The organism is Paenibacillus amylolyticus (assembly GCF_036894225.1).
GTDB classification, from domain to species: Bacteria; Bacillota; Bacilli; order Paenibacillales; family Paenibacillaceae; genus Paenibacillus; species Paenibacillus amylolyticus.
On the sequence record NZ_CP145892.1, the window covers coordinates 3,744,908 to 3,768,763 of the forward strand.

A 23,856-nucleotide genomic window follows, 5' to 3' on the forward strand; every position below is an offset into this window, starting at 1 on the left:
TGTCCGCCACATGTGTACAAAAAATAAAAATGATGATACATTGAATTTAGTTTATTTCCTTTTATAACAGGGTTTTTTCGAAGAATACTGTGTCTCCTGTACGAGGACATTCGTATATCGAGGAGGGAATGGAATGTCAAGTCAAGCATTGGACCAATTTTTAAGTTCGAACATCGAAGATCTAAAGACTAAAGGTCTATATAACGTCATCGATACGCTGCAGGGTGCAAATGGTCCTGTTATTCGTATCGACGGAAAGTCCTTAATCAATTTGTCTTCCAATAACTATTTGGGACTGGCAACAGATCACCGCCTGATTGATGCTTCAGTTAAGGCGTCGCAGACATACGGGGCAGGCGCAGGGGCTGTGAGAACAATTAATGGTACGATGGATCTTCATATTGAGCTTGAAGAAAAACTGGCCCGTTTCAAAAAAACGGAAGCCGTTATCGTGTATCAATCGGGATTTAACTGCAATATGGCTGCTATATCCGCGGTAATGGACCAGCATGATGCGATTTTATCAGATGAGCTGAACCACGCTTCGATTATTGATGGCTGCCGCCTGTCGAGAGCCAAGGTGATTCGCTTTAAGCATTCGGATATGAATGATTTAAGACAACAGGCGAAAGATGCCAAGGAATCTGGTCAATACCATAAAATTATGGTCATCACCGACGGGGTTTTCTCCATGGATGGTGATATAGCAAAGCTGCCTGAAATCGTGAAAATAGCAGAAGAATTCGATCTGATTACTTATGTGGATGATGCCCACGGTTCGGGCGTTCTCGGAGCAGGTGCGGGAACCGTGAAGCATTTTGGATTGTCCGACCGCATTGACTTTCAAATTGGTACTCTTTCCAAGGCGATTGGCGTTGTCGGCGGTTATGTGGCGGGTAAAAAACAACTGATCGAATGGTTGAAGCTGAGAAGCCGTCCGTTTCTGTTCTCGACATCGCTACCTCCGGCTGCAATCGCTTCTTGCAGCGCTTCTGTCGACATTTTGATGAATGACAAAGAGCTGATCGAGAAGCTGTGGGAGAACGGCAATGATTTGAAAAATGGCTTGAGCCGGCTTGGATATGATGTAGGCCAAAGCGAAACGCCGATCACACCTTGTATCATTGGCGATGAAGTAACCACCCAACAGTTCAGCAAACGGCTTTATGAAGAAGGTGTTTACGCCAAGGCAATCCTGTTTCCGACGGTTCCGAAAGGAACCGGAAGAATACGCAACATGCCGACAGCTGCCCATACCAAGGAGATGCTCGACCAGGTGATCTCCGTTTATGAGAAAGTTGGCAAGGAAATGAAGCTGATTTAGCTGCATTCGCGGGAGTACATTTCGGGAGGAATGTCTTATGAACAAGATTTTGGTGACCGGAGCACTGGGTCAAATCGGTTCTGAGTTAGTTGTTAAATTACGTGAAATTTATGGTGCGGATCACGTCGTTGCTACGGATCTCAGGTCATCAGCCCACGAAATTACCCGATCGGGGCCATTCGAGCTGCTGGACGTGACGAATGATAAGGCGATGTTCGAAATCGCCAAGCGGTACGAAGTTGATACCTTCATCCATTTGGCTGCACTGCTGTCGGCTACCGCAGAGGAGAAACCGCTGCTTGCCTGGAATTTGAATATGGGCGGATTGATGAATGCACTTGAAATATCCAGGGAGCTCAGCTGCCAATTTTTCACTCCAAGCTCCATTGGATCTTTTGGTCCTTTGACTCCGAAAGACAATACCCCTCAGGATACGATCCAGAGGCCCAATACGATGTACGGCGTGAACAAAGTGTCCGGCGAACTGCTTTGTGATTATTATTTTCACAAATACGGCCTGGATACTAGGGGGCTGCGATTCCCGGGTTTGATATCTTATATGACGCCTCCCGGCGGAGGAACGACGGATTACGCCGTGGAAATTTATTACGCAGCCGTGACGGCTGGCCGGTATACATCTTATATCGCCAAGGACTCAAACATGGACATGATGTATATGCCGGATGCCCTGAACGCTATCATCGATTTGATGGAAGCGGATTCTTCCCGGTTGATGCACCGAAATTCATTTAATGTCACCGCAATGAGCGTGGATCCGGAGGCGATCGCTGCAGCGATTCGGGATGAGCTTCCCGGCTTTATCCTCGATTATGACGTTGATCCGAAGAGACAGGCGATTGCCGATAGCTGGCCGCATTCCATTGATGCGACGGCAGCGAAAACAGAATGGGGATTTCATGCTCGCTACGACCTGAAGGCCATGACGAAGGATATGCTTTCACATCTAAGCGAGAGACAAATGCTTCGCAAGGCTTAAAGTTATTATGAATTCGATCGAAGAGTGACATCGCTAAAAAAAGCAAGAAAGGGGAACTTATAAAAACAAAAACAGAACGAAATTGTCGAGGGACAAGAACATTGTTCCATTAAAGTCGCTATTACAGCGGCTTTTTTTGTTTTAAGGACAAGAACATTGTGTCATTTCGGATTAGGTATCTATCTAAATAGCATCATGATGAAGATCATGTGGCAAGAAAAAAGCACATGAATTTAAGAATTCGCGTAAATAACGATTTTTTTATTAGAAATAACGTTTTTCCGGTAAAGACCAATCAATCTGCGCCAACCATCGGGACGCGTATATGTGCTTACGAACTCGTCGATGTCGGTTTCGTAGATTGCTCTTGGTATCTCACGCTCATGCTTAGGAACACGAATTGTGGCTTCTTGGCAGAGGTAGTAATTCAAATGTTCGTGTCCAAATATGAAGATGTATGAGGATTTATACTTAACGGGGGATATTCTGCTTTGTAGTGGTGGAAATTACCCATTAAGCAAGTTGATTCAAAGTATATCGGACTCGCATTATAGCCACGTAGCTTTTGTCATGTGGATTCATGACAGGCTCATGGTACTTGGAAGCGTTGAGAACGCCGGAGTTAGGACAGTACCGTTATCTTCGTATCTGACTGCAAACATTATTCTATGCCTGCCTAGTTCTGACAGATCTAAGCAGGGAGTCGAGCCAGATCAGATTCGGCAAGAATAGCCTTTCTGTTCAGATCATACTAGTTTATTATCAAGTATCCTTCAGCAAGTCAACCATGTTAGAATAGTGAATTTCACTCAGTTGCTCGATAAAGTTATCTACCCTGTAGTTCTCCGGTTCAACTATCCAGAGACAAATTACTCCTACCAATCCAGATATCATGTATTCGATGCCAATTTTTATCTTCTCATCGTGGCGATGATCGCCGATTCCCGAAAAAATGATCGTTTTAAAAGCCTCTTTCAAGTATACGGAGAAGTTTGGATAAATATTTTGAGTGATCATTGTCTTAAAAAATATCATATTGGCTTCAATATCGTCGAAAATCGTTTTTAACATGGTAGCAAACATATCTTTATCCATCTCATGAATTGAACTCACTTCCAGGCTTAAGCAAGCATTTAAACTCTCCACGTTTTCCTGAAATAACTTCTCCATGAATTGAGGTTTATCTACATAGTGCAAATAAAATGTGTTGCGATTTATCATCGCTTCTTTGGCAATGTCCTGCACAGTAATTCGTTCATAGCCTTTGGTTTGTACTAATCTCAGAAACGCTTCTTTAATGGCTTTCCGCGTTTTGAGAATGCGCAGATCGACTTTATCTTTACCCAATTCGTGCTTCCCCTCCATAAATAATAGTCAAATTTATCAAAAGTGATGTTTATTTAACATATTGAATTATATCGACCATTGAGTCTTTTAATTGTACGTTTTACAATTACAACTGTCAATTGAACTCACTAACTCATTCATAAAAGGAGAATCATAAATGAAAACACTGGCGATTGTTGGTGCAGGTAAGGGATTAGGATTATCTATTGCGAAGAGCTTTGGCAAGCGCGGCTTCCAAGTGGCATTAGTTGCAAGAAATGCTGCAAAACTGCAAGATATGGTGGATGAACTGAAAGCGGATGGTATCGAGGCATCTTATTTCGTAGCAGATATTTTTAACAAGGAACAGATTGAACAGGCTATGACCAACATGAAAGAAAAGTATGGTCAGATTGATGTGTTGGAATTCAGTCCAACAGCAGGCAATTATCCTCCCACTTCTGTATTGGAGTTAACGGCGGAGAACGCCAGGGATGCATTTGAGGCGAATGTGGTTAGTGCCATCCATGTCGTCAATGCTGTTCTCCCTGATATGCTCGCTAGGAAAGAGGGAGCCTTGCTCTTTACCTCAGGATTATCCGCCATGTACCCTGTGTCCATGATGGGGAATATCGGTATTGCTCTTGCAGGGTTACGCAATTATGTTGCTAATCTTCATACTTCATTGTCTGCTCAAGGGATTTTTGTGGGCCACCGCTCATTAGGTTTATTGATCAAGGAGTCAGGTACCGGCGCAATTAATGATCCGGATGTAATTGCAGAGATGTGGTACCAGGCCTATGTAGAGAAAAACGTATGGGAAGAAGAGTATCCTGAGGGGGTTACCCCCGATACCATTCTGTTTTAACATTGGTGATGATTTCAGCAGGTCATAACATACAGTTGTAACCAAGTAGATGAGCTTGAGAACTAGGCATATATTTTGTGCTAAGAAACGCTTGAAAGAGATGAAGAAGCCGCTAATTTAGCGGCTTTTTTGTTTTTCGGTACAATTTCTTGTCCCGAGCCAAAGACAAGAAATTGTACCGATGACAAGACAACGCAAAAAACATCACTTCATTGTAGAATATAAGAATTATGAGATGGGCGGGAATTGTACATTTTTTCGGGGGAAGATCTTTATTATGTGTACTAGGAAAGAATAAGCGGGGCTTATACAATAACATTAGAGGTTGTAAACGCTTGCTTTTAATTCTGAGGGTGCAATCAATGAATTACCGTAATCCCGTACATGAAGTATTTTATTATTCCAATACCAAAGGAGATGCCTTATGAATCAACAACAACTACCTAAGCCCCACCAACCGCTCGTAACCCACATCTTCACTGCTGACCCGTCCGCCCATGTCTACGAGGGCAAAATCTACATCTATCCTTCCCATGACCTCGATCATGACGAGCCGAGCAACGATAACGGCGACCAGTATAAAATGGAAGACTATCATGTCCTCTCGATGAACAACTTCGATTCCCCGGTGGTTGATCACGGCGAAGCGTTGCATCTGAGAGATATTCCGTGGGCCTCCAAGCAGCTCTGGGCACCGGATGCCGCTTATAAGAACAATACCTATTACCTGTTTTTCCCGGCACGGGATCATGACGACATCTTCCGTCTGGGTGTGGCAACATCAGAGTCTCCGGCAGGCCCATTCATGCCGCAACCGAATTATATGGAAGGCAGCTTCAGTATCGATCCGGCCGTACTGGTGGATGACGACAATCAGTCATACATCTATTTCGGCGGACTCTGGGGTGGCCAGTTGGAGAAATGGCAGACTGGCAGCTTCGTGCCAGATGCAGAAGGACCTGCTCCTGACCAGCCGGCGCTTGGACCGCAAGTTGCACTGCTTAGCGACGACATGCTGTCCTTCCAAGGCAAGCCTGCCGAGATATCGATTGTCGATGAAGACGGGAATCCGATTCTGGCTGGGGATGAGGAACGGAGATATTTTGAAGGCCCATGGGTGCATAAATATAACGGCTATTACTACCTGTCCTACTCTACAGGAACCACGCATAAGCTCGTATATGCGATCGGCAAGAACCCGATGGGACCATTCACGTTCAAGGGCGAGATTCTCTCTCCGGTTATCGGCTGGACAACCCATCACTCCATTGTGCAAGTTGAAGACAAGTGGTATCTGTTCTATCACGACAGCTCCCTGTCGGAAGGCGTCAACCACAAGCGCTGCGTTAAATATTCGGAGCTGAACTACAACGAAGATGGAACGATCCAGAAGATCAATCCTTATCCGGGTGCGGAGTAAGTTAGCTGGTTAGCGGAAACAGATAAGATTACAATATAAGGCATAATACATGAGGCAGCTCCTGACGGGGCTGCTTTTTTGATAGGAGGAGGATCAGTTGTTTCACTCAAACTTGGAGAAAATCTCTGCTGAACAAAGAATACTTCAGCAGTATACTGATTGAATTAATAAATTTATCTTAATTAAACATAAAGCCTTCTTTCCTTCGGAGAGAAGGCTTTATGTTTAATTAGAATTTTGTTGACACACATATATCCTAATGGCTTTATCCAGTTGAGTGCGTGAAGCGCGTGTCGACGAGTTTTAGTAGGGAACTTCTTTTCCTGTCGAGGGACAAGAAAATAGTCCGATTAACGATTAGATGAGTATCAAAATAAAAAAGCTATCTAGAGGAGAGTGGGCTTTAACTTGGGTCAGTAGCGCTACAGGGAAATACTTAACCCATAGAAAGGGATGAAATAGTTGTTTACTTAGATACGTATTGTGTCTTATAATTTTCACAAAGATACATATCGTATCTTAAAAGTTTGTATCGCACAAGTTATGTAAGGGTGCTCGCATCTTGGTTCCAGTTTTTGCAGAAAGAGGGGACGACCGATGGAAACGAAAAAAACGCCTTGGTAGGCACCGGAATTAGAGGTGCTGGATGTGCAGCAAACGATGGCCGGCTATGGATTCAGGCAAATTGATTGGATCGAAGAACATGTTGCATACCTATATGATCCATCGTCCTGATGATCATACTTCAAATTGAAAATCGTATTCTTGCTCAAAAGGTCGCCTGTGGGCGGCTTTTTCGATGCTCAGACGAGGGATAAGAACATTGTACCATTCCAAACCAAGACGACTATGATTGATATTGAGCAGCAGCTAATTAAGGCGTAGCATCAGCCTCCTGTTGATGTAACATTTGTTAGAATACGTTGCGAAATTCGTTACGCCGCTCGACAAACATTGTCCAATTGAGGCCTCCACGAAAAAATGATTTCTCCAAAAACGGCTTATACAGACAGTTCATAATATATAACGGAACCTGTTCTTTCAAATCCAGTGGTTGAAACACATGTGATGCATCATCGTAAACGGCTCTTCTTTTGTCAGCTTCAAATGGACGGGGGTGAAGGAGTCAAAAAATACTCGTTTATTATGTTAAAGAGGTTCTACACCATTTATAGCGTTGTGAGAGGGGAGTGATCATTTTGAATACTTCTAAACAAATGATGTCTCATAATTCCAATGATCGTTTTAGTAAACTTGGAATTTATAGCGTCCAAAGTGTCTTTATTATTCTGTTCTTGCTGTTAACCCCTGTCTACTATTTGAACAAATGGGACTTTAAACGTCACAAAAAGCGGAATCCTTTCTACACCAGTAAATTGGTTCGATTGCAAGAGCGTTATCCGATTTTCTACGAATTGGCCATGTACGTTCAAAATTTTCCTATTCCTCGTAATGTTTACAAAGTTTTACCCCCTTTAAAGGGCGATGTTCTTCAGGTGGGCTGTGGTACAGGTTTATTGAACAAGTATCTTCGCAAGCAGAAGGATGTTCGTTTTCTTAACATGGATCCGAATATAAATGCTCTAAAACTTGGAAAGAAGTGGGGAAGGTTTAATTCTTATATCCATGCTTTCATTGATAAACCGACTTCTTTACCTGATCATAGCTGCGATATGATTTTGTTTGCAAGAAGCTTTCATCACATTCGCTATCACAAAAAAGCCTTCATAGAGAGCTGCAGACTGTTACGTGACGGTGGATCTATCATTATTGCGGACCCGGTTGTTCTCAAGTCTCTCTCAGGTTCTGTAACGGACGGTGGTTATATGGCGAACTCTTCGATTGATGGTGTAATTTGGAGATTTACCAAAGAAACATTAATTACTCACATAGAGCGCTGTCTTCCTCCTGAATTAAAGATAGAATCAGTAACCGAAACGAGACAAGTGCATGTAACGAATTATAACTTATTTGTACCTCAGACAGATATCGTAGTGGTACTGCGAAAAAGGGAGGCTGTATACAATGACAACTAAATTTATTTATGGTGTTTGAAATCTGCAGCATTATTCAATGTTTATCCGTTGCTCAGCCAGAAACATGTCTTGCGGATAATATAGGTAAAGGTATCTCTCCACAGAGGTGCCTTTTTTTGTTTTTAGGAACCAAGTCTTGTCCCAAGCTGAAGACAAGATCATTGTGTAGGCTGCAACGTTTGTCGTGTCAAGGGAAGATGAGTTGCACGGGAATAACTGCGTTCTTAGGAGAATAGATATCATCCATTTGTTCACGTAACAGCTTTACGGCTGTTCGTGCCATTTCCTGTTCATCCTGCTGCACATAAGCTACGCCTGAAAGATGTGGATTATCAAAAGATAGCAAGTCGATATTTGAGTGAACGTTCAGAAGACTGATAGCGGCGGATGTAAGGCGTGCTGTTTCTTCAGTCAAGGAAAAGGCTGCCGAAATTCCACTGTGGTTCTGCAAGAAGTTGCTTACATAGTCCAATGCTTGCTCGCTGCGTAGAATGTCGAGAGGGATGTGACACCACAAGCTCTTGTCAATCGAGATGCCTTGATCTGTGTACGCCTGCTCGAAGCCGAGCGTGCGATCCTCGACGGCTGTATTGGCATTTTCAGGTGAGATGAGCGCAATCTGCTGATGACTCTTGGATAACAAATGGGATACAGCTTTATACGCACCGCCGTAATTGTCGGATGTAATGGTGTACGTCTCAATGTTGCGCAGATAGCGGTCGATGAACACACACGGGAATTTATCGAGCGACAGACGCAGTAATGATTCGTTATACTTCTCATCTTCTGTTGGAAAAACGATCAACCCCTTCACACCGAGCTCCGTTAGTGTACGAATGACGTTTGATTCGATAGAGGAGGACTCGCGCGTGATGCTTAGTACCATGCTGAGGCAGGCTTCTTGTAGGAAGTGTTCCGTGTAGTCAACGAGCTTCTGAATGACACGGGTTCTCATCGTCGGAATGATGAAGCCGATGAGCGGCATGGAGCACGCGCTGCTTGGGGATGGCGAGAAATTGATGCTAGAAACAACAAGACTAGAAGAGACGAATGAGCCTTTGCCTTGTACGCGTATAATTAATCCTTCGTCAGCTAGTAGGGTTAGGGCGTTCCTGACGGTTATTTTACTTACTCTGAATTCGTCCATTAGTTCTTGTTCAGAAGGAATGCGGTCCGTTGGCCGAAGCTGCCCTGATTTAATTTTCTGTATAATGTTTTCTCGAATTTGTTTGTAGAGCGCCAGCTTTTTCAAAGAGTAGCATCTCCCCATAAACTTTATGATTTTATAATCAATTGGTTATATAAAGCTTATTTCATATATATTATAATACGGCATGTAAAGCGCTTACAATATGGAATCTGAGAAATTGTTGCGAAGGGGTCTTTTCTTTGAAAGGTTAGAATTATGTTAAGGATGGTGGTGCCAAGATGGATTGTAACCGCTTAAATTAACAGAACTAACTAGTCAGCCGACTTTTCAAATGCATAACAAAAAAGAGAGGATGACGAACAAATGAAAAAACGCAGTGCTTTAATCTCCATCGTTACTCTCCTGATTATGTCACTTGTTTTTACTGCATGTGGTAGTCCTTCTGGTTCAGAAACGGAAACACAACAATTAGGCGCTAATGCCGGTGAGAATGCAACAGAATTATCATTTTGGACATTCGCAGATTTGCACGGCAAGCATTTGGATAAAATGCTGGGGTTATGGAACCAACAGAACCCAGACAAACAGATTAAGTTGAATGTCACGGTTATGCCTTACGATGATATGCACAACAAGCTCTTATTGGCAGTTACAAGCGGAAAAGGTGCTCCTGATATCGCGGATATTGAGCTTGGTCAATTCCCTAAATTCTTGGAAGGTGACAACGTTCCCCTGGAATCTTTGAATGATGTATTTGCACCATACAAAGATGTTGTTGTTCCTTCACGTGTCGAGATTTACTCCAAAGCCGATCAGGTTTATGGCTTTGATTATCACGTAGGTGCTACGCTTGCTTTCTACAACACTGAAATTCTCGAACAAGCAGGTGTTGACTACAAGACAATCAAAACGTGGGAAGATTACAAACAAGCAGGTATCAAGGTTTACGAAAAGACTGGCAAGTACTTAGGTACTGCTGATACATCAGCTTCGTGGCAAGCATCGCTGCTACTAGCTCAGCAAAATGCCGATTTTACAGATGAAAATGGTAATCCAAAAGTGAACTCGCCTGAAATGATTAAAGCGTATGAAATGTTAGTCGATCTGCAGAAGAACAATGTTATTCATACGATCCCTGGCGGACAACCCGACACAGAAGAAGCAAAGGGTGAATATAACAAAGGCAACTACGCAAGTGCATTGATGCCTGAGTGGTACATGTCCCGCTTTGTAAACGAAATGAAAGACCTTAAAGGTAAGTATGCAATAGCTCCATTGCCTGTATTCAAAGAAGGTAATCCTCGTTCCGTTGGCTTGGGCGGTACTGGCACAGTTGTTACTAAGAATGGTAAAGACGTTCAGTTGGCAAAAGAATTTGTAGCCTTTGCTAAGCTTTCGAAAGAAGCTACTACAGAAATCTGGAATACACTTGGATTTGACCCAATCAACATGGAAGTATGGAAAGATGATGCAGTTACGAAAAACCCTGAAAATGAATACGTCCAATACTTTAAAACAAATGCATTTGATACGTTGAATGAAATCAAAGACGAAATTAGAGCGATTAAGTCCGTTAAAGCTTCACCAACCATCGGCAATATATTCAATACGGTTACTTTGAATGCTATCTTTGAAGATGGTCAAGACGTGAAGGAAGCATTGGATGAAGCACAAGCAGCAATTGAACAAGAATTGAAATAAATATAATAAGTAAATGATTTGATTAAACCTGTCGGCAGGTACAGTGGTCGGCAGGTTTAACCATAGTCAAGGGAGATTGAGAATATGATAAAGAAATTTGTATACTCTCAAAAAGTTGCACCTTATGTTTTTGTATTGCCATTTATACTCATATTTTTGATATTCTGGTTTTTTCCGCTTGTAAATTCATTCGTAATGAGCTTTCAAGATAGGATGCTGGGACAGGATCCTAAATGGATTGGTGAAGCAAATTATTCGAAATTACTTACTGATAAAGTGTTTTTGACATCTATTAAAAATAGCGTTGTGTACATGTTAGGAACCTTAGTGCTGTTGATTCCTTTTCCCATGTTATTCGCCGTTATGATCAACAGTAAGTTAATGATGGGAAGAGAGTTTTTTAAATCTTCTTTCTTTCTCCCTGCATTGACATCTGTCGCAGTTGCGGGTACCATTTTCCGCCTTACATTCGGTGAGATGGAAGGTTCATTAATGAACAGTTTCCTAGGTCTATTTGGTGTAGAGCCTATCAAATTTTTGAAAGACGGAAATTGGAGTATGGCAGCACTGTTAATCCTCGCATGTTGGAGATGGACAGGCGTTAATATGCTTTACTATCTATCGGGTTTGAAAAGCATTGACAATGAATATTATGAGGCTGCTTCAATTGACGGTGCATCAGCTTGGCAGAAGTTTAGAACGATCACAATGCCATTATTGAAGCCGACCACGGTATATGTTACCACAATTAGTGTTTATGCAGGTTTAGCAATGTTTACCGAGAGCCTGATGATGTTCAACGGTAACAAATCACCCCAAAATATTGGCTTAACCATTGTTGGATATCTGTATAGACAAGGGATTGAGCAGAATAAGCTGGGTTACGCAGCTGCAGTTGGTATCGTTCTGTTAATCATTGCTATGGTTATCAATTTAACGCAGTTGAAATTTAGTGGAATGTTCAAAAAGGAGGAGGATTAAAGTGGGCAGAAGTCAGACGAGGAGTGATTTCATCTCTAGAATAGTAATTATTTGTTTATTCATTATACTATTCGTTATAATTATGATCCCATTCTACGCAGTGGCCCTATCTTCCTTTAAACCAGGTGAATCATTAGTTAGATATGGTCTTAACCTAAGTTTGGATTTTGAAATCATGAGTTTTGATAATTTCATCTTTCTGTTTACTGGAGAACATGATTATTTTGTGTGGTTTTGGAACAGTATGATTTTAACAATCGTTCAAGTGGTTTTAACACTTTTTGTAAGCGCATTTGTTGCATATGGTTTTGCAGCATATCATTTTAAAGGTAAGAACTTCCTCTTTATATGTGTTTTGCTCATTATGATGGTGCCTTTCGAAATACTGCTGGTTCCTTTGTACAGCCTAATTAATGATTTGGGAATGGTGAATAGCTATTCGGCAATCATTCTGCCCGGTATAGCCAATGCCGCGACAATATTTTTCTTCAGACAATATCTACGAAGCATACCCAAAGAGATTATTCAATCTGGGCGGGTTGATGGCGCAAACGAGTATGCGATTTATTTCAGACTAATTATGCCGATTATGAAGCCATCGTTTGCAGCAATGGCCATATTGAATGGTATGAATAGCTGGAATAATCTATTGTGGCCATTCATGGTGTTGGGAGATCAGAGTAAATATACACTTCCAATCGGTTTGAAAACGTTGTTAACTCCTTATGGCAATAACTATGACTTATTGATCGTGGGCTCCTTCTTCTCCATCATTCCAATTTTCATACTATTCATTGCTTTTCAGAAATATTTCATAGACGGTATGACTGCAGGCGCTGTTAAAGGGTAATCTATATTATGATGAAACAGGTGATAAGATGGAAATCCAACAACGAGCGTCACACGACATTCAACCATTAATTGAACAGAGAGCTGATCCTTTTATTTATAGACATTCGGATGGTTATTATTACTTCGTAGCATCCGTTCCGGAGTATGATCGGATTGAAATCCGTAGAGCCCAGAACCTTGAGAAGCTTGTTACATCAACTCCTGTAGTGATCTGGAGAAAGCGCGAGACTGGTATCCTTAGTGCTAATATTTGGGCACCAGAACTGCATTTTATTGATAACAAATGGTACGTGTATTTCGCTGCCGCACACACGACGGAAACGAATGAAGGCTTGTTCGACCATCGGATGTACGTGCTAGAGAATGAAAATGACAATCCGCTCGAAGGCAGTTGGATGGAAAGAGGGCAGGTTCGTACCGAATGGGAAAGCTTCGCCCTCGATGCCACTACCTTTGAGCATAATGGCAGCCGTTATTACGTATGGGCACAAAAGGATCCGAACATCGGAGGTAACTCTAATCTGTATATATCTAAAATGAGCAATCCGTGGACGCTGACTGGGTCGCAAACGATGATTTCGATGCCGGAATATGACTGGGAGATCATTGGTTATAAAGTGAACGAAGGCGCGGCATTTCTTCGCAAGGGTAATCGGGTATTCCTCTCTTACTCGGCTAGCGCCACCGATTTCAATTATTGCATGGGCCTACTTGAAGCCGATGCGGATGCTGATTTGCTCGATGCCACCTCATGGCGCAAGTCGCAAACAGCTGTTCTCTCGACAGATGAGAGCATCTCAATGTATGGTCCCGGTCATAATTCCTTCACGGTGTCAGAGGACGACGAAGAGACGCTATTTGTGTTTCACGCAAGAACGTACAAGAACATTATAGGAGATCCACTGTACGATCCGAATCGCCATACATTTGTGACAGCGCTTTTGTGGACGGCTGACGGCAGACCCGATTTCCGCGGCTCTGTTGCAGCACTTGCACGTTCTTTACAATGAACGAGTGTCCCAACAAGGTTGGTTGATGGATTTGAGTTCGTTTATCCAACTTGCCAAAGAGAGACAGTTAGAACATCGAAGGCACCCTACTGGGTGCCTTCGATTTCGCTCTACAGATAATACTTCGAACCGTATCATAAGGGCAGGATAGTTTAACAAATAAGTCGAAGAGTTGAGTGGGACTAACCTTGCTTAAAGAGGAAAGAGATAACGTTAAATTATAAAAATGTTGTTCACACTTAAATTAACCATGAATTAACCAAAAGTGAGGAAAAAATACTTGTGATACTTTCGGGTTTTATCGAACAAATGGCTTTAAGTAATGATGTTGATGTTCGAAATGTTGTAAGTGTATCAGTTATGGCTCGGTTAGGCGACGATACAACAGTTCTGACTAACGAGTTGAAATATCTAGGGGAACAAACAAATGTATTGTCTAAAGAAATTGAGGCGAGTTGTCGAGGGACAAGAACATATTCCCATTGAAGTCGCTATTTTAGCGGCTTTTTTATTTTATCGGTACAAGTTCTTGTCCCAAGCTAAGGATAAGAACTTGTACCGATTGCCGAGTAGGTGTATATCTAAATAATCAGCATATGCACTTATTTGGGAACAACTATAAGAATAATGTTACATTAATTAAATCCAAACCCCCGAGTTAACTGTCTATATAACAGGAGGTGAACGACAATGATCGATGCACAGCAACAAATCAACGCCGCACAAAACGGAGATCACGATGCCTTCGTATCTCTTATAAAGGATCGAACGGATAAGCTGCACCGAGTGGCTCGCCATTATGTACGGGAGTCCAAAGATGCGGAGGATATCGTTCAGGATGCCTTGGTTAAGGCTTATGAGTCACTGCAAACGCTGCAGCAAGCCGAAGCGTTTGAGAGCTGGCTTACCAGAATTGTGGTGAACCGGGCGCTCAATCATTTGAAGAAATCCAAGCGTGTTCACCTGAGCGAAGACCCGCAGGCGCAAGAGCCATTGGTCGTTAATGATATCGATCAAACCCTGGATCTGGAGCGTGCATTGGCCAGTCTGAATCCGAAGCTGCGTCAGCTCCTGTTCTTAAAATATAAGAAGGACCTGACCCAGCAGCAAATCGCCCATCTCCTGGATATGCCATTAGGTACTGTAAAAACACAATTACGGAAGGGGCTGGAACATTTGCGCAAGGAAATGGCTCAAGATTTTCTCGAACGAGACCTGGATACATTACGTCTGCAGTTAAGACAACAGGCAGAGCACCAGTTTGCCGTTTCACCGGATTATGATCTGATCGTCAATGACTATCAAGAGAACACCGGGAGGGGAACAGGGAAGGGAGAAGCGGGATTCTTATGGGTTAAAACGGGGAGTGATGACGCCGTTTCTGCCACGCTCTCCAGGGACGGCAACTTGCTAGACTATGCCATTTCCTGGGCCTCATTGGACAACGAGACACGGATATCTGAGGAGGAGCTCAAACAGCAGGCAGAGCAATTCCTGGAAGATCATTATCCCGGCGCACTGCGTGATTTTCCGTATTGTGAGATGGAGTGGATGGAAGGGATGTTTGTGTACACACGACAGCAGAAGGCGATGGGGCTGCCGCTTCCTGAGACGGGATGCCTGATTATGGTTCATCCCAGCGGTCGCGTGGTCGGATTTAGGTACTATGGAACCGTTCCAGGGCCAGCACTCCCAACCATGATCACACCAGAAGAGGAACAGATGGCGTGTATGAAGGCGAATTTTTTGCTACATGTGGAATATTGCGTATTGGACAAAGCCGTGTACACGGATGGTGACGATCAGGTCCATCTTGTTTACGCCCCCCGAAGTAGAGGGCTAATCTATACTGCATCATCACAGGAGGAAGTTCCGACAGCCTATAGGGCAGAAGCTGTCCCCTCTGACCCAAGAACTCTGGACGAGTGGCCAGGTGAGTTCCCGCCCGCACGAAGCCTAGAAGAGTGGATTGGCGTAGACAACGACCAATTTCAGTTAGTACAAGACGACAATATTGGCTCGAACACCAAGTTGATGGTGTGGAAGCAACAGAATGAAGAGCGTCCAGCCAAGAATGACCAGTCTTGGAAGGCCTATTGGGCTGATCAGATGGAGGGAGCAGTCAAGGCGCGAGTAGACAGCCAATCCAGAAAACTGATTGACTTTGTTTCGCATGGTAAGCCAGATCAACTAGCTCCATTAACCTGGGATCGAGACGCATGTATAGAAGTAGCTATGGACTATGTTCGAGGACTAGCAGCCGAAATGTTGCCGTATCTCAAGCTTCTAACTGAAGAGACCGACGACGAAGATCGTTTGGAAATCATTCGCTTTGGTGTATATGTTCAAGACGTATCTGTCAGGGATGAATGCTATCAACTAGCTGTTGACCGCTCTAATGGGAGGGTCAAAAGTTTGATGTCCCCCTCCATAAGGCCAGAACAGTTAAAGAAGCTGGAGACCGTGCCTTCATTTGATTACCAGACAGCCATCCTCCGATGGACGGCACAGGCCAAGCTGCGTCTGCAATGGGAACGGATGCACAATACTAGGGCGGAAGAGGCCCCGTACGAACTAGTGTATCGAATGATTGGTAGCGAGCACGAGCGGACGCCCGAAGTGCTTGATGCGCATACGGGGAAGTTATACGAAAATACTTTTTACTGACAAAACAAAAACATCTAGCCCGAAACTAAGGGCTGGAAGGCATTCAAAAGCCTGCGGACGTAGAACAGCATTGGAAGGAGGTTGGCGTCCATTCCAGAATGCCCATCGATGGTTCCTTATGGAAGGACGATCCCATCCTTTCTTCCTATCCACCGTCCCGTGTATACAAGGTAATCGAGCGAGATCATGCAGGAAGAGCGATGGAGTTTTTGAGAAAGCCAGAGAAGCGGTCTTTGCGTTCAACCGTAATATTGCTGTCGAGGGACAAGAACATGGTCTCATTAAAGTCGCTATTTTAGCGGCTTTTTATTTTATCGGTACAAGTTCTTGTCCCGAGCCAAGGACAAGAACTTGTACCGATTGTCGGAAAAGACAAGAATATAGTCCGATTACCGATTAGGCCTGTATCTAATCGTCATCTTGCCCTTCAATTCATTAAACTAACGGGCAGTATAGTTCCAATATGTGGTACTATTTGTTTAGGCAATGATGGGAAAATTGTAGTCATTAAGGGGGGAGGTATGGCGACCACAATAGGTCTTATTAGACATGGGGTTACTGAATGGAATACTCTTAGCAAGGCTCAAGGAATATCTGATATACCGCTAAACGAAGAAGGAATAGCGCAAGCAACTGCACTGGCAAAAAGACTTTCAAGCGAAGAATGGGATGTTATATTCTCCAGTAATCTTACGAGAGCTAGGCAAACTGCCGAAATTATTCAGCAATGTTTAGGAGTACCCGTATTCACTGATGAACGTATTAGAGAGATTAATTGCGGGCTAATTGAGGGCACCACCGAGGAAGAGCGTATCACTCGTTGGGGAGCAAATTGGCGTGAGCAAAATCTTGGTATGGAAGATTTCAAAATGGTCGCAAAGCGAGGTCTAACTTTTCTCGAAAAACTGATTAAAGAATATGTTGATAAAAGAATATTAGTTATAAGTCATGGAGCATGGATTGGGCTGTCATTACAACATCTTTTGCCGCAACAATTCCAAAAAACGTATATAGATAATACTTCTATAACCATTCTTACATACACTAACAACAAGTGGGCATGCCAATTATATAACTGTACCAAACACCTTTAGCTATTGTGGACTAAGCTAACGGGAAACGTTAGCTCAATAAAACAAAAAAAAGCAACCGATCATTGTGATTGGTTGCTTTATTCAACTAACGGATAGAATACTTTCAAGATTAGACGCGGTGAACCACACTAAAAGTATCGACGAGTTTATCGTCGTTAGCAACTATTAAGCAGGATAATACAGTTTCTGGGTCGAATTTGGTTGGCGGTAAGTTAGAATGGGGGGGGGGATAAGATATGGAAAAGTACGGAAGTGAAAAGGCACGTTTTCTAAAAGAAATAATGGATTTGATGGTACCCATAGAAGGCGGATCAATTGAACTACGCGATTTTCTTAATACAGATAAATGGCTTAGCACTGATTACACTTTATCTAACCCAGGAAGTAGTAAAAAGACTATAACGTGGACTGAAGCTATAGAGCCATTCCATGTAATGAAGTATCCCGTAACACAGCAGTTATATCATTTTATCATGCATGAAGAAGAAATAGAGCCGATTGTGAGTAAGCTGCCAATTACGGAAGTTTCGTGGATGGATGCTATTACTTTCTGTAATGAGTTATCGAGAAAGCTTGGCAGGATGGAATGTTACACAGTTACAAACGAAAGTGAGAACACAATATTTAACAAAATAGCGAATGGATTTCGATTACTGTCAGACGCTGAATGGCAGTATGCGTGTAAAGCAGGATCAACGGGATATCGGTATGCAAGAATTGATCATATTGCATGGTATCAAGGAAATTCCAATGGTTCTGTTCATAAAGTAGGACAGTTACTTCCTAATCCATGGGGACTTTATGACTTGATCGGTAACGTCTGGGAATGGTGCTGGGATCTATATGATGCTGAACGATATGGGAACTATAGAGTTTTCAGGGGAGGCAGTTGGGCTGAAGTGGAGAACAATTGTGGTTCTACGAGTAGAAGGAAAAGCATGCCCAATTTTAAAATAGATGATCTTGGTTTTAGAATAGCACTTACAAATCCTTGAGAAAACGACACATCGAGTATGCTCAAGTCGTTGAGCTGACGGTAGGTGTTCAACTATCCGAAAATATAACTTACTGATGACCAGAAGGCAAGATTATAGAATCACCAAATGTCGCGGGACACAAACATTGTTCCATTCAAAGTCGCTATTTTAGCGGCTTATTTGATTTAAGGAACCAAGTTCTTGTCCCAAGCCAAGGACAAGAACTTGTACCGATTACCGTAATGGACAAGAACATCGTCCGATTGCCGATTAGATGTGTACTTAAGTAAAAAGTACATAAGCCCTCATTAGTAGCAAATAATTTTATATAAGAACATTCACATTAAAATATATTACTAATGTAACATTTCTCAAAGAAAGACTCTTAAATTATAGTTCTCTTTTTTGTCTCAGACTCTCAATAAAAACAGGTAGTTATCTGGATAAACTTAATTGTGCGCGTAAATGAAATAATAATTGCTTCTCGATCGTGTATGCGATATATTGCATATAAGAATAATTGTATTGAGGATGAAAACAATGCCAATACCTAAAGATTTTTCCTTACCAGTCCGTATGTCCGCAAAAGAAAGAGCCTTTTCTCAGATTCAACGATGGATTATTGATGGAACACTGCAACCAGGTGAAAAGCTTATTGATGCGGAAATGGCTGAATCGCTTGGAGTCAGCCGGACACCGATTCGGGAGGCATTTCAGTTACTCGAAGTTCAAGGCCTCGTGTCTATGCATCCAGGAAAAGAAACAAAAGTAACGAATATTGAGAAAAACGATATTTTTAAGATGTATTCAACGATGGCTGCTCTTCAGGCCTTAGCTGCTGAAATCACCGCCCAAACTATTGTTCCAGAACAGATCGAGAAACTAAGATCCATAAATTTGGAATTCGCAAGTTCTATTAAAAATGGACAAGTTTATCAGGCTATGGAGGTGGATGAGCAATTTCATAATTATATTGTGGAGCTCTCAGATAATCCTTATGTAGCTACATTTAATACATCTCTTCAGATTCACATTAGGCGATTTAAATACGTATTTTTAAAACAACCTATTACGGCTACACTAGCTTCAGTTGAAGAACATGATCAGATTATTAAAGCTTTTGAAGGCAAAAATAGCAACGATGCCCATAATTTAATGAAACAAAATTTTATTCGACCGATGCAGGAACTGAACGAAATACTTTGAAATGAGGGAAGAAACATGGAAAATAAAAAAGATCTTCGCATTCGAAGCAAGGTAATCAGTGAAGGTGCTAACCGGGTACCGAACAGAGCGATGCTGCGTGCAGTTGGATTTCAAGATGAGGATTTTAAAAAGCCAATGATCGGAATAGCAAGTACGTGGAGTGAAGTAACACCGTGTAATATGCACATCAATGATTTAGCGGTGCAAGCTAAGCGGGGCGCACGTAATAACGGCGGTGCTCCACTAATTTTTAATACGATTACCGTTTCTGATGGGATCTCGATGGGGCATGGCGGGATGTTGTTCTCGCTACCAAGTCGGGAAGCTATAGCTGATTCGATTGAAATTGTGACCGGAGCCGAGCGTTTTGACGGCGTTGTTGCAATCGGTGGGTGTGACAAGAATACGCCTGCATGTTTGATGGCTATTGGACGGATGAATATTCCTTCTGTTTATGTATATGGAGGAACCATTCAACCTGGTAATCTCGACGGTAAAAAAGTGGATATCGTTTCAGCTTTTGAAGCCGTTGGGCAATATCAAGATGGAAAAATAACAGATGAACAATTGCATAAGGTCGAATGCAGTGTTTGTCCAGGTCCAGGGGCTTGTGGGGGGATGTATACCGCTAATACGATGGCCGCAGCTGCAGAAGCAATGGGTATGTGTTTGCCTGGTTCTTCTTCGACATCAGCTATCTCAGCGGATAAAGCATTAGAATGCGAAGCAGCCGGTAAGCAGGTCATCTCACTTCTTGAACAGGAAATCTACCCAAGAGACATTATGACGAAGAAAGCATTTGAGAATGCGATCACCGTTGTTATGGCTCTAGGGGGATCAACCAACGCATTTCTCCATCTGCTAGCTATTGCGCACTCCGTAGAAGTGGATTTAACCTTGGATGATTTTGAACGAATTCGCTTGCGTGTTCCTCATTTGGCAGATCTGAAGCCAAGTGGTCAGTATGTCATGCAGGATTTGAATGATATTGGTGGTGTTTCCGGGGTAATGAAGCTATTGCTCGCTGAGGGATTACTTCATGGGGATTGCCTCACCGTAACTGGTAAAACGTTGGCGGAGAATTTAGCGGAAGCTGCTCCACTACAGAATGATCAAGAGATTATACGTCCACTCAATAATCCGCTTAAACCAAATGGACCACTGGTTGTGCTTCGAGGAAACCTAGCTCCTGAAGGCGCTGTTGCCAAAATGTCAGGCATGAAGATACAACAGTTTTCCGGACCGACAAAGGTCTACGATAGCGAAGATGAAGCGACAGAAGCGATCATGAATGATGAAATTCAAGAAGGGGACGTATTGGTCATACGCTATTGTGGACCGAAGGGTGGACCAGGTATGCCTGAGATGCTTTCCGTTACAGCACTCATTGTAGGGAAAGGTCTCGGTGGGAAAGTTGCTCTCATAACAGATGGTAGGTTCTCGGGTGGCTCGCATGGATTTGTAGTTGGCCATGTATCCCCTGAGGCACAAGTAGGTGGACCGATCTCTTTGCTCCAAAATGGAGATATTATCACCATCGATAGCGACATTCAGGAAATTAAGGTTGAATTGCCAGAAGAAGAGTTGGCCGCTCGAGCGCAAGCTTGGGTACAACCGCCACTGAAAGTGAAATCCGGTGTACTTGCCAAATATGCTAAATTAGTTTCCTCTGCTTCAAGAGGTGCAGTAACAGATTTGATGGAATAGACAATTAAACATTGATGCTACATATAAAATGGGAGGGGAGAAGCTACTACAACGAATGCATGAAGCGCGCTAAACAAAAAAACGCCAGCTTTAGAGATCAAGAATGTCGCAAGAAAAAGATGAAGAATTTAGTTTCATCATTTGAAAATGAAGTTCACCCCCTAGAATAGACATTGGATTAAACCCCTGAGTTTAGCCGATGAAATTCTAGGGGGTGTATTTTTGCTTGTACCGTTTCTCGACTTTCATTAATTGGGGGTTCGCTACGAATAGCAGGCAGGTTCCGGCTAGTGTTTGGATGGTCTAAATCTCGAATGAGTAAATATTGCCAATGCAGTCGCTAGCCCGTTAGGCAATCCAAACTAGCTGCTTTCAATTAAATTAAACTCTCGAAGAAAGGGAAACAGAAAAATGTCGAGGGACAAGAACATAGTCCGATTACCGATTAGATGAATATCTAAATAGTATCATGACAGAACTTATGGCGAGACAAAAGCACAATTCGCTTTCTGAAACCAAGAACTCAGTTCCATTGCTGAAAAAAATGACGCTGTCAAAGGTGAGTATAGTTATAAAGTTCTTGTCAAAAGAAACTTGGAGCCATGAAATTTATAAGGGTTACGGGTATACGAGCTCCTAAAACGAAACCCTTTTACTTATGTTCAAAATCTAATCTGAAATAACCCTGTATTCTGGTCCCAAAATGGAACAAGAGTTGTCGAGGGATAAGAATATGGCACGATTAGGAAAATAGCTAATCGGTTTTCCCTAGCTAATTCATGCATCTATCGCTCAGGATAGTGTAACTATGGCGATACGAAAAACTGGAACCGCAATCAATATATATTCGCAGATAAGGTTTCTTTTAAAACATCTTCAAATATAAAAAGAAAGTTATCTATTCTAAATAAGAATTAGTACTTTTTTGCAAACAATTTAATGACCATTCTTTATAAAGAATGATGCAAACATCAGTGATTGTTGGACAAGATTTAAATTTTTTCTTCTATTATAGATCTACTCTCATTTGTTCGTTAGTGCAGTTCAACATGTAGTGTTTTGATTCGGTCAGATAACAGGTACAGGAACATCAATTTGTACATTGCGATTGATCTCCTTAATGTACAAATTGTAGATAGGCGCTGGGGCACGTTTAATCTGTCAGCCATTAAACTATTTGAGCAGAAGAACTCGCATATACAAAACAAACATGAGGAGTTGCAACCGGGCAAAGTTCCTTAGAAGTATATAAAATGTTAGTGCGCGCTCCTCTGGTATCCTATACTTAGCAGCTATCATAACAAATTCTCGATGTTGGGTAGGATCACCCCCAGAAACAAGATTAAATCATTCTTCCACATATTACCTTGTTGATCGCTAGAAGGGAACCAAACGGTTCATTTTCGTTTACTAGTACAACTGGGCAAGTTCCAAACAGTCTTGTAATGCTCCAAGTCTTGTTCTGAAATTTTTGGATTATTGCTATATGTGTAACGATAGAATTCACAAATAGCTTTCTCTTTACATCTCTAAGTCTAAAGAGATGTATATTCCTTCATAGAAGATTGTGGTCTTAATCCTCTTTGTCTTATGCTACTAAATGAGATACCGCATAAAATAATAATCACTCCAAGCCATTGAGACCAACCTACAAATTCTCCTAGTACAAGAGAAGACATTATAACGGCCATGGGTAATTCAGATGCGGTCATAATTGTACCCATTCCTGAACCGATATGGGGCATACCTATGGAGTACAGAAGTGGAGGCAATACAACGCCAAAAACTCCGAGAACTAATCCATATGGACTCAATCCTGCCAGCACATCCAGGTTGAATAAGAAGGTTGGAGGGAAAACCACAAAGACAGTAATAACAGCTCCAGTTGAAAGAAGGGCGCTTTTCAATACGGGCGAAGTATCTTTCGCAACAGAACCACTGAGGAAAATAAATAAAGCGAAAGTTGAAGCAGCCAGTAGTCCCCAAATTGTTCCTTGCCACGATAACGAGAGATTTCCTTGAGAAAAGACGTTAGCCGCTAGTACGGAACCGAAAAGCAGTACACCAATCGAGATTAGTTTGCCCCCGGTAGGTTTTTTCTTCTGAAGGACCCATTCGTATAATGTTCCAATCCAAACAAACTGAAATAGTAAGACAATAGCTAGAGAAGCATTTATGCTCTGTAGTGATTGATAATAAAACATACCTGTCAGTCCAAAGGGGATTCCGGATAATAGAAGTTTTGTAATTTGCTTGAGAGTAAGGCTTCTCTTTTTGACAAAGATCACAAATATCCAACTTAAAACTGCACCAAAGAAATATTGTGCGCCAGTGACTTCTGGTGTTGAAAAGCCAGCGTTATAAGCCAGTTTAACAAATGTGGAAAGTATGCCGTAACAACAGCCTCCCAAAAATACAATAAGTGCATAATGCCATAATTTCATAAATATTCCTCCTTTTTTGCATACAAAAAAACCACACAAATGCGCATAGGCATTCGTGTGGCGAAAATAGAGATCACTCTCTAGAAAAATCCACAT

The 23,856-nt window shown here is 42.2% G+C and carries 18 protein-coding genes; 15 read left to right on the top strand and 3 right to left on the bottom strand.

What is annotated here, in order from left to right:
* The first annotated feature begins 133 nt into the window (after positions 1-133).
* Positions 134-1,324, top strand: a complete 1,191-nt coding sequence (locus V6668_RS16630; protein WP_036673649.1) for a glycine C-acetyltransferase — start codon at positions 134-136, stop codon at positions 1,322-1,324.
* 37 nt (positions 1,325-1,361) lie between these two features.
* Positions 1,362-2,321, top strand: coding sequence for an NAD-dependent epimerase/dehydratase family protein (locus V6668_RS16635; protein WP_036673651.1), 960 nt, complete (start codon positions 1,362-1,364; stop codon positions 2,319-2,321).
* Positions 2,322-3,083: 762 nt separating this feature from the next.
* Here the strand turns inward: V6668_RS16635 and V6668_RS16640 are convergent.
* On the bottom strand, positions 3,084-3,668 hold the full coding sequence (locus V6668_RS16640) for a TetR/AcrR family transcriptional regulator (RefSeq protein WP_051447337.1): 585 nt from the start codon (positions 3,666-3,668) through the stop codon (positions 3,084-3,086).
* A 157-nt stretch (positions 3,669-3,825) separates the two neighbouring features.
* Between V6668_RS16640 and V6668_RS16645 the strand changes: the two genes are divergently transcribed.
* The 4 genes from V6668_RS16645 (at position 3,826) to V6668_RS16660 (ending at position 7,971) form a co-directional block, all read left to right on the top strand.
* A complete protein-coding gene (locus tag V6668_RS16645) occupies positions 3,826-4,515 on the top strand; it encodes an SDR family NAD(P)-dependent oxidoreductase (protein WP_338706170.1) in 690 nt (229 codons plus the stop codon).
* A 424-nt stretch (positions 4,516-4,939) separates the two neighbouring features.
* The gene (locus tag V6668_RS16650; protein WP_036613892.1) at positions 4,940-5,935 is read left to right on the top strand and encodes a glycoside hydrolase family 43 protein; all 996 of its coding nucleotides are present in this window, start codon (positions 4,940-4,942) and stop codon (positions 5,933-5,935) included.
* 648 nt (positions 5,936-6,583) lie between these two features.
* Entirely contained in the window at positions 6,584-6,670 is an 87-nt protein-coding gene (locus tag V6668_RS16655; RefSeq protein ID WP_405144675.1) for a hypothetical protein, read from the top strand.
* Between the two features lie 464 nt (positions 6,671-7,134).
* The gene (locus V6668_RS16660) at positions 7,135-7,971 is read left to right on the top strand and encodes a class I SAM-dependent methyltransferase (protein WP_047843251.1); all 837 of its coding nucleotides are present in this window, start codon (positions 7,135-7,137) and stop codon (positions 7,969-7,971) included.
* 187 nt (positions 7,972-8,158) lie between these two features.
* Here V6668_RS16660 and V6668_RS16665 read toward each other — a convergent pair whose 3' ends face one another.
* Positions 8,159-9,223, bottom strand: coding sequence for a GntR family transcriptional regulator (locus tag V6668_RS16665; RefSeq protein ID WP_017688249.1), 1,065 nt, complete (start codon positions 9,221-9,223; stop codon positions 8,159-8,161).
* A 261-nt stretch (positions 9,224-9,484) separates the two neighbouring features.
* On the opposite strand from V6668_RS16665, the gene V6668_RS16670 reads away from it, so the two are divergent.
* The 9 genes from V6668_RS16670 to ilvD all read left to right on the top strand — a co-directional run bounded on the left by V6668_RS16670 (position 9,485) and on the right by ilvD (position 21,316).
* Positions 9,485-10,822 (top strand): ABC transporter substrate-binding protein, encoded by a 1,338-nt coding sequence (locus V6668_RS16670; protein ID WP_338706171.1) that lies wholly within the window; start codon positions 9,485-9,487, stop codon positions 10,820-10,822.
* Between the two features lie 84 nt (positions 10,823-10,906).
* Positions 10,907-11,803 (top strand): sugar ABC transporter permease, encoded by an 897-nt coding sequence (locus V6668_RS16675; RefSeq protein ID WP_315372012.1) that lies wholly within the window; start codon positions 10,907-10,909, stop codon positions 11,801-11,803.
* Positions 11,804-11,834: 31 nt separating this feature from the next.
* A complete protein-coding gene (locus V6668_RS16680; protein ID WP_370739079.1) occupies positions 11,835-12,653 on the top strand; it encodes a carbohydrate ABC transporter permease in 819 nt (272 codons plus the stop codon).
* A gap of 28 nt (positions 12,654-12,681) precedes the next feature.
* Entirely contained in the window at positions 12,682-13,665 is a 984-nt protein-coding gene (locus tag V6668_RS16685; RefSeq protein ID WP_338706175.1) for a family 43 glycosylhydrolase, read from the top strand.
* A gap of 690 nt (positions 13,666-14,355) precedes the next feature.
* On the top strand, positions 14,356-16,332 hold the full coding sequence (locus V6668_RS16690; protein WP_338706176.1) for a sigma-70 family RNA polymerase sigma factor: 1,977 nt from the start codon (positions 14,356-14,358) through the stop codon (positions 16,330-16,332).
* Between the two features lie 521 nt (positions 16,333-16,853).
* The gene (locus V6668_RS16700) at positions 16,854-17,426 is read left to right on the top strand and encodes a histidine phosphatase family protein (protein ID WP_338706177.1); all 573 of its coding nucleotides are present in this window, start codon (positions 16,854-16,856) and stop codon (positions 17,424-17,426) included.
* A 236-nt stretch (positions 17,427-17,662) separates the two neighbouring features.
* Positions 17,663-18,421 carry a formylglycine-generating enzyme family protein gene (locus V6668_RS16705; RefSeq protein ID WP_338706178.1) on the top strand — a complete coding sequence of 253 codons (759 nt, stop codon included), beginning with the start codon at positions 17,663-17,665 and terminating at the stop codon, positions 18,419-18,421.
* Between the two features lie 522 nt (positions 18,422-18,943).
* Positions 18,944-19,609 (top strand): GntR family transcriptional regulator, encoded by a 666-nt coding sequence (locus V6668_RS16710; RefSeq protein ID WP_100527506.1) that lies wholly within the window; start codon positions 18,944-18,946, stop codon positions 19,607-19,609.
* Positions 19,610-19,624: 15 nt separating this feature from the next.
* Positions 19,625-21,316: a dihydroxy-acid dehydratase gene (ilvD, locus tag V6668_RS16715; protein WP_338706179.1), complete on the top strand. Its 1,692-nt coding sequence runs from the start codon at positions 19,625-19,627 to the stop codon at positions 21,314-21,316.
* A 1,535-nt stretch (positions 21,317-22,851) separates the two neighbouring features.
* Here the strand turns inward: ilvD and V6668_RS16720 are convergent.
* A complete protein-coding gene (locus tag V6668_RS16720) occupies positions 22,852-23,760 on the bottom strand; it encodes an EamA family transporter (RefSeq protein ID WP_036613873.1) in 909 nt (302 codons plus the stop codon).
* Positions 23,761-23,856: the final 96 nt, after the last annotated feature.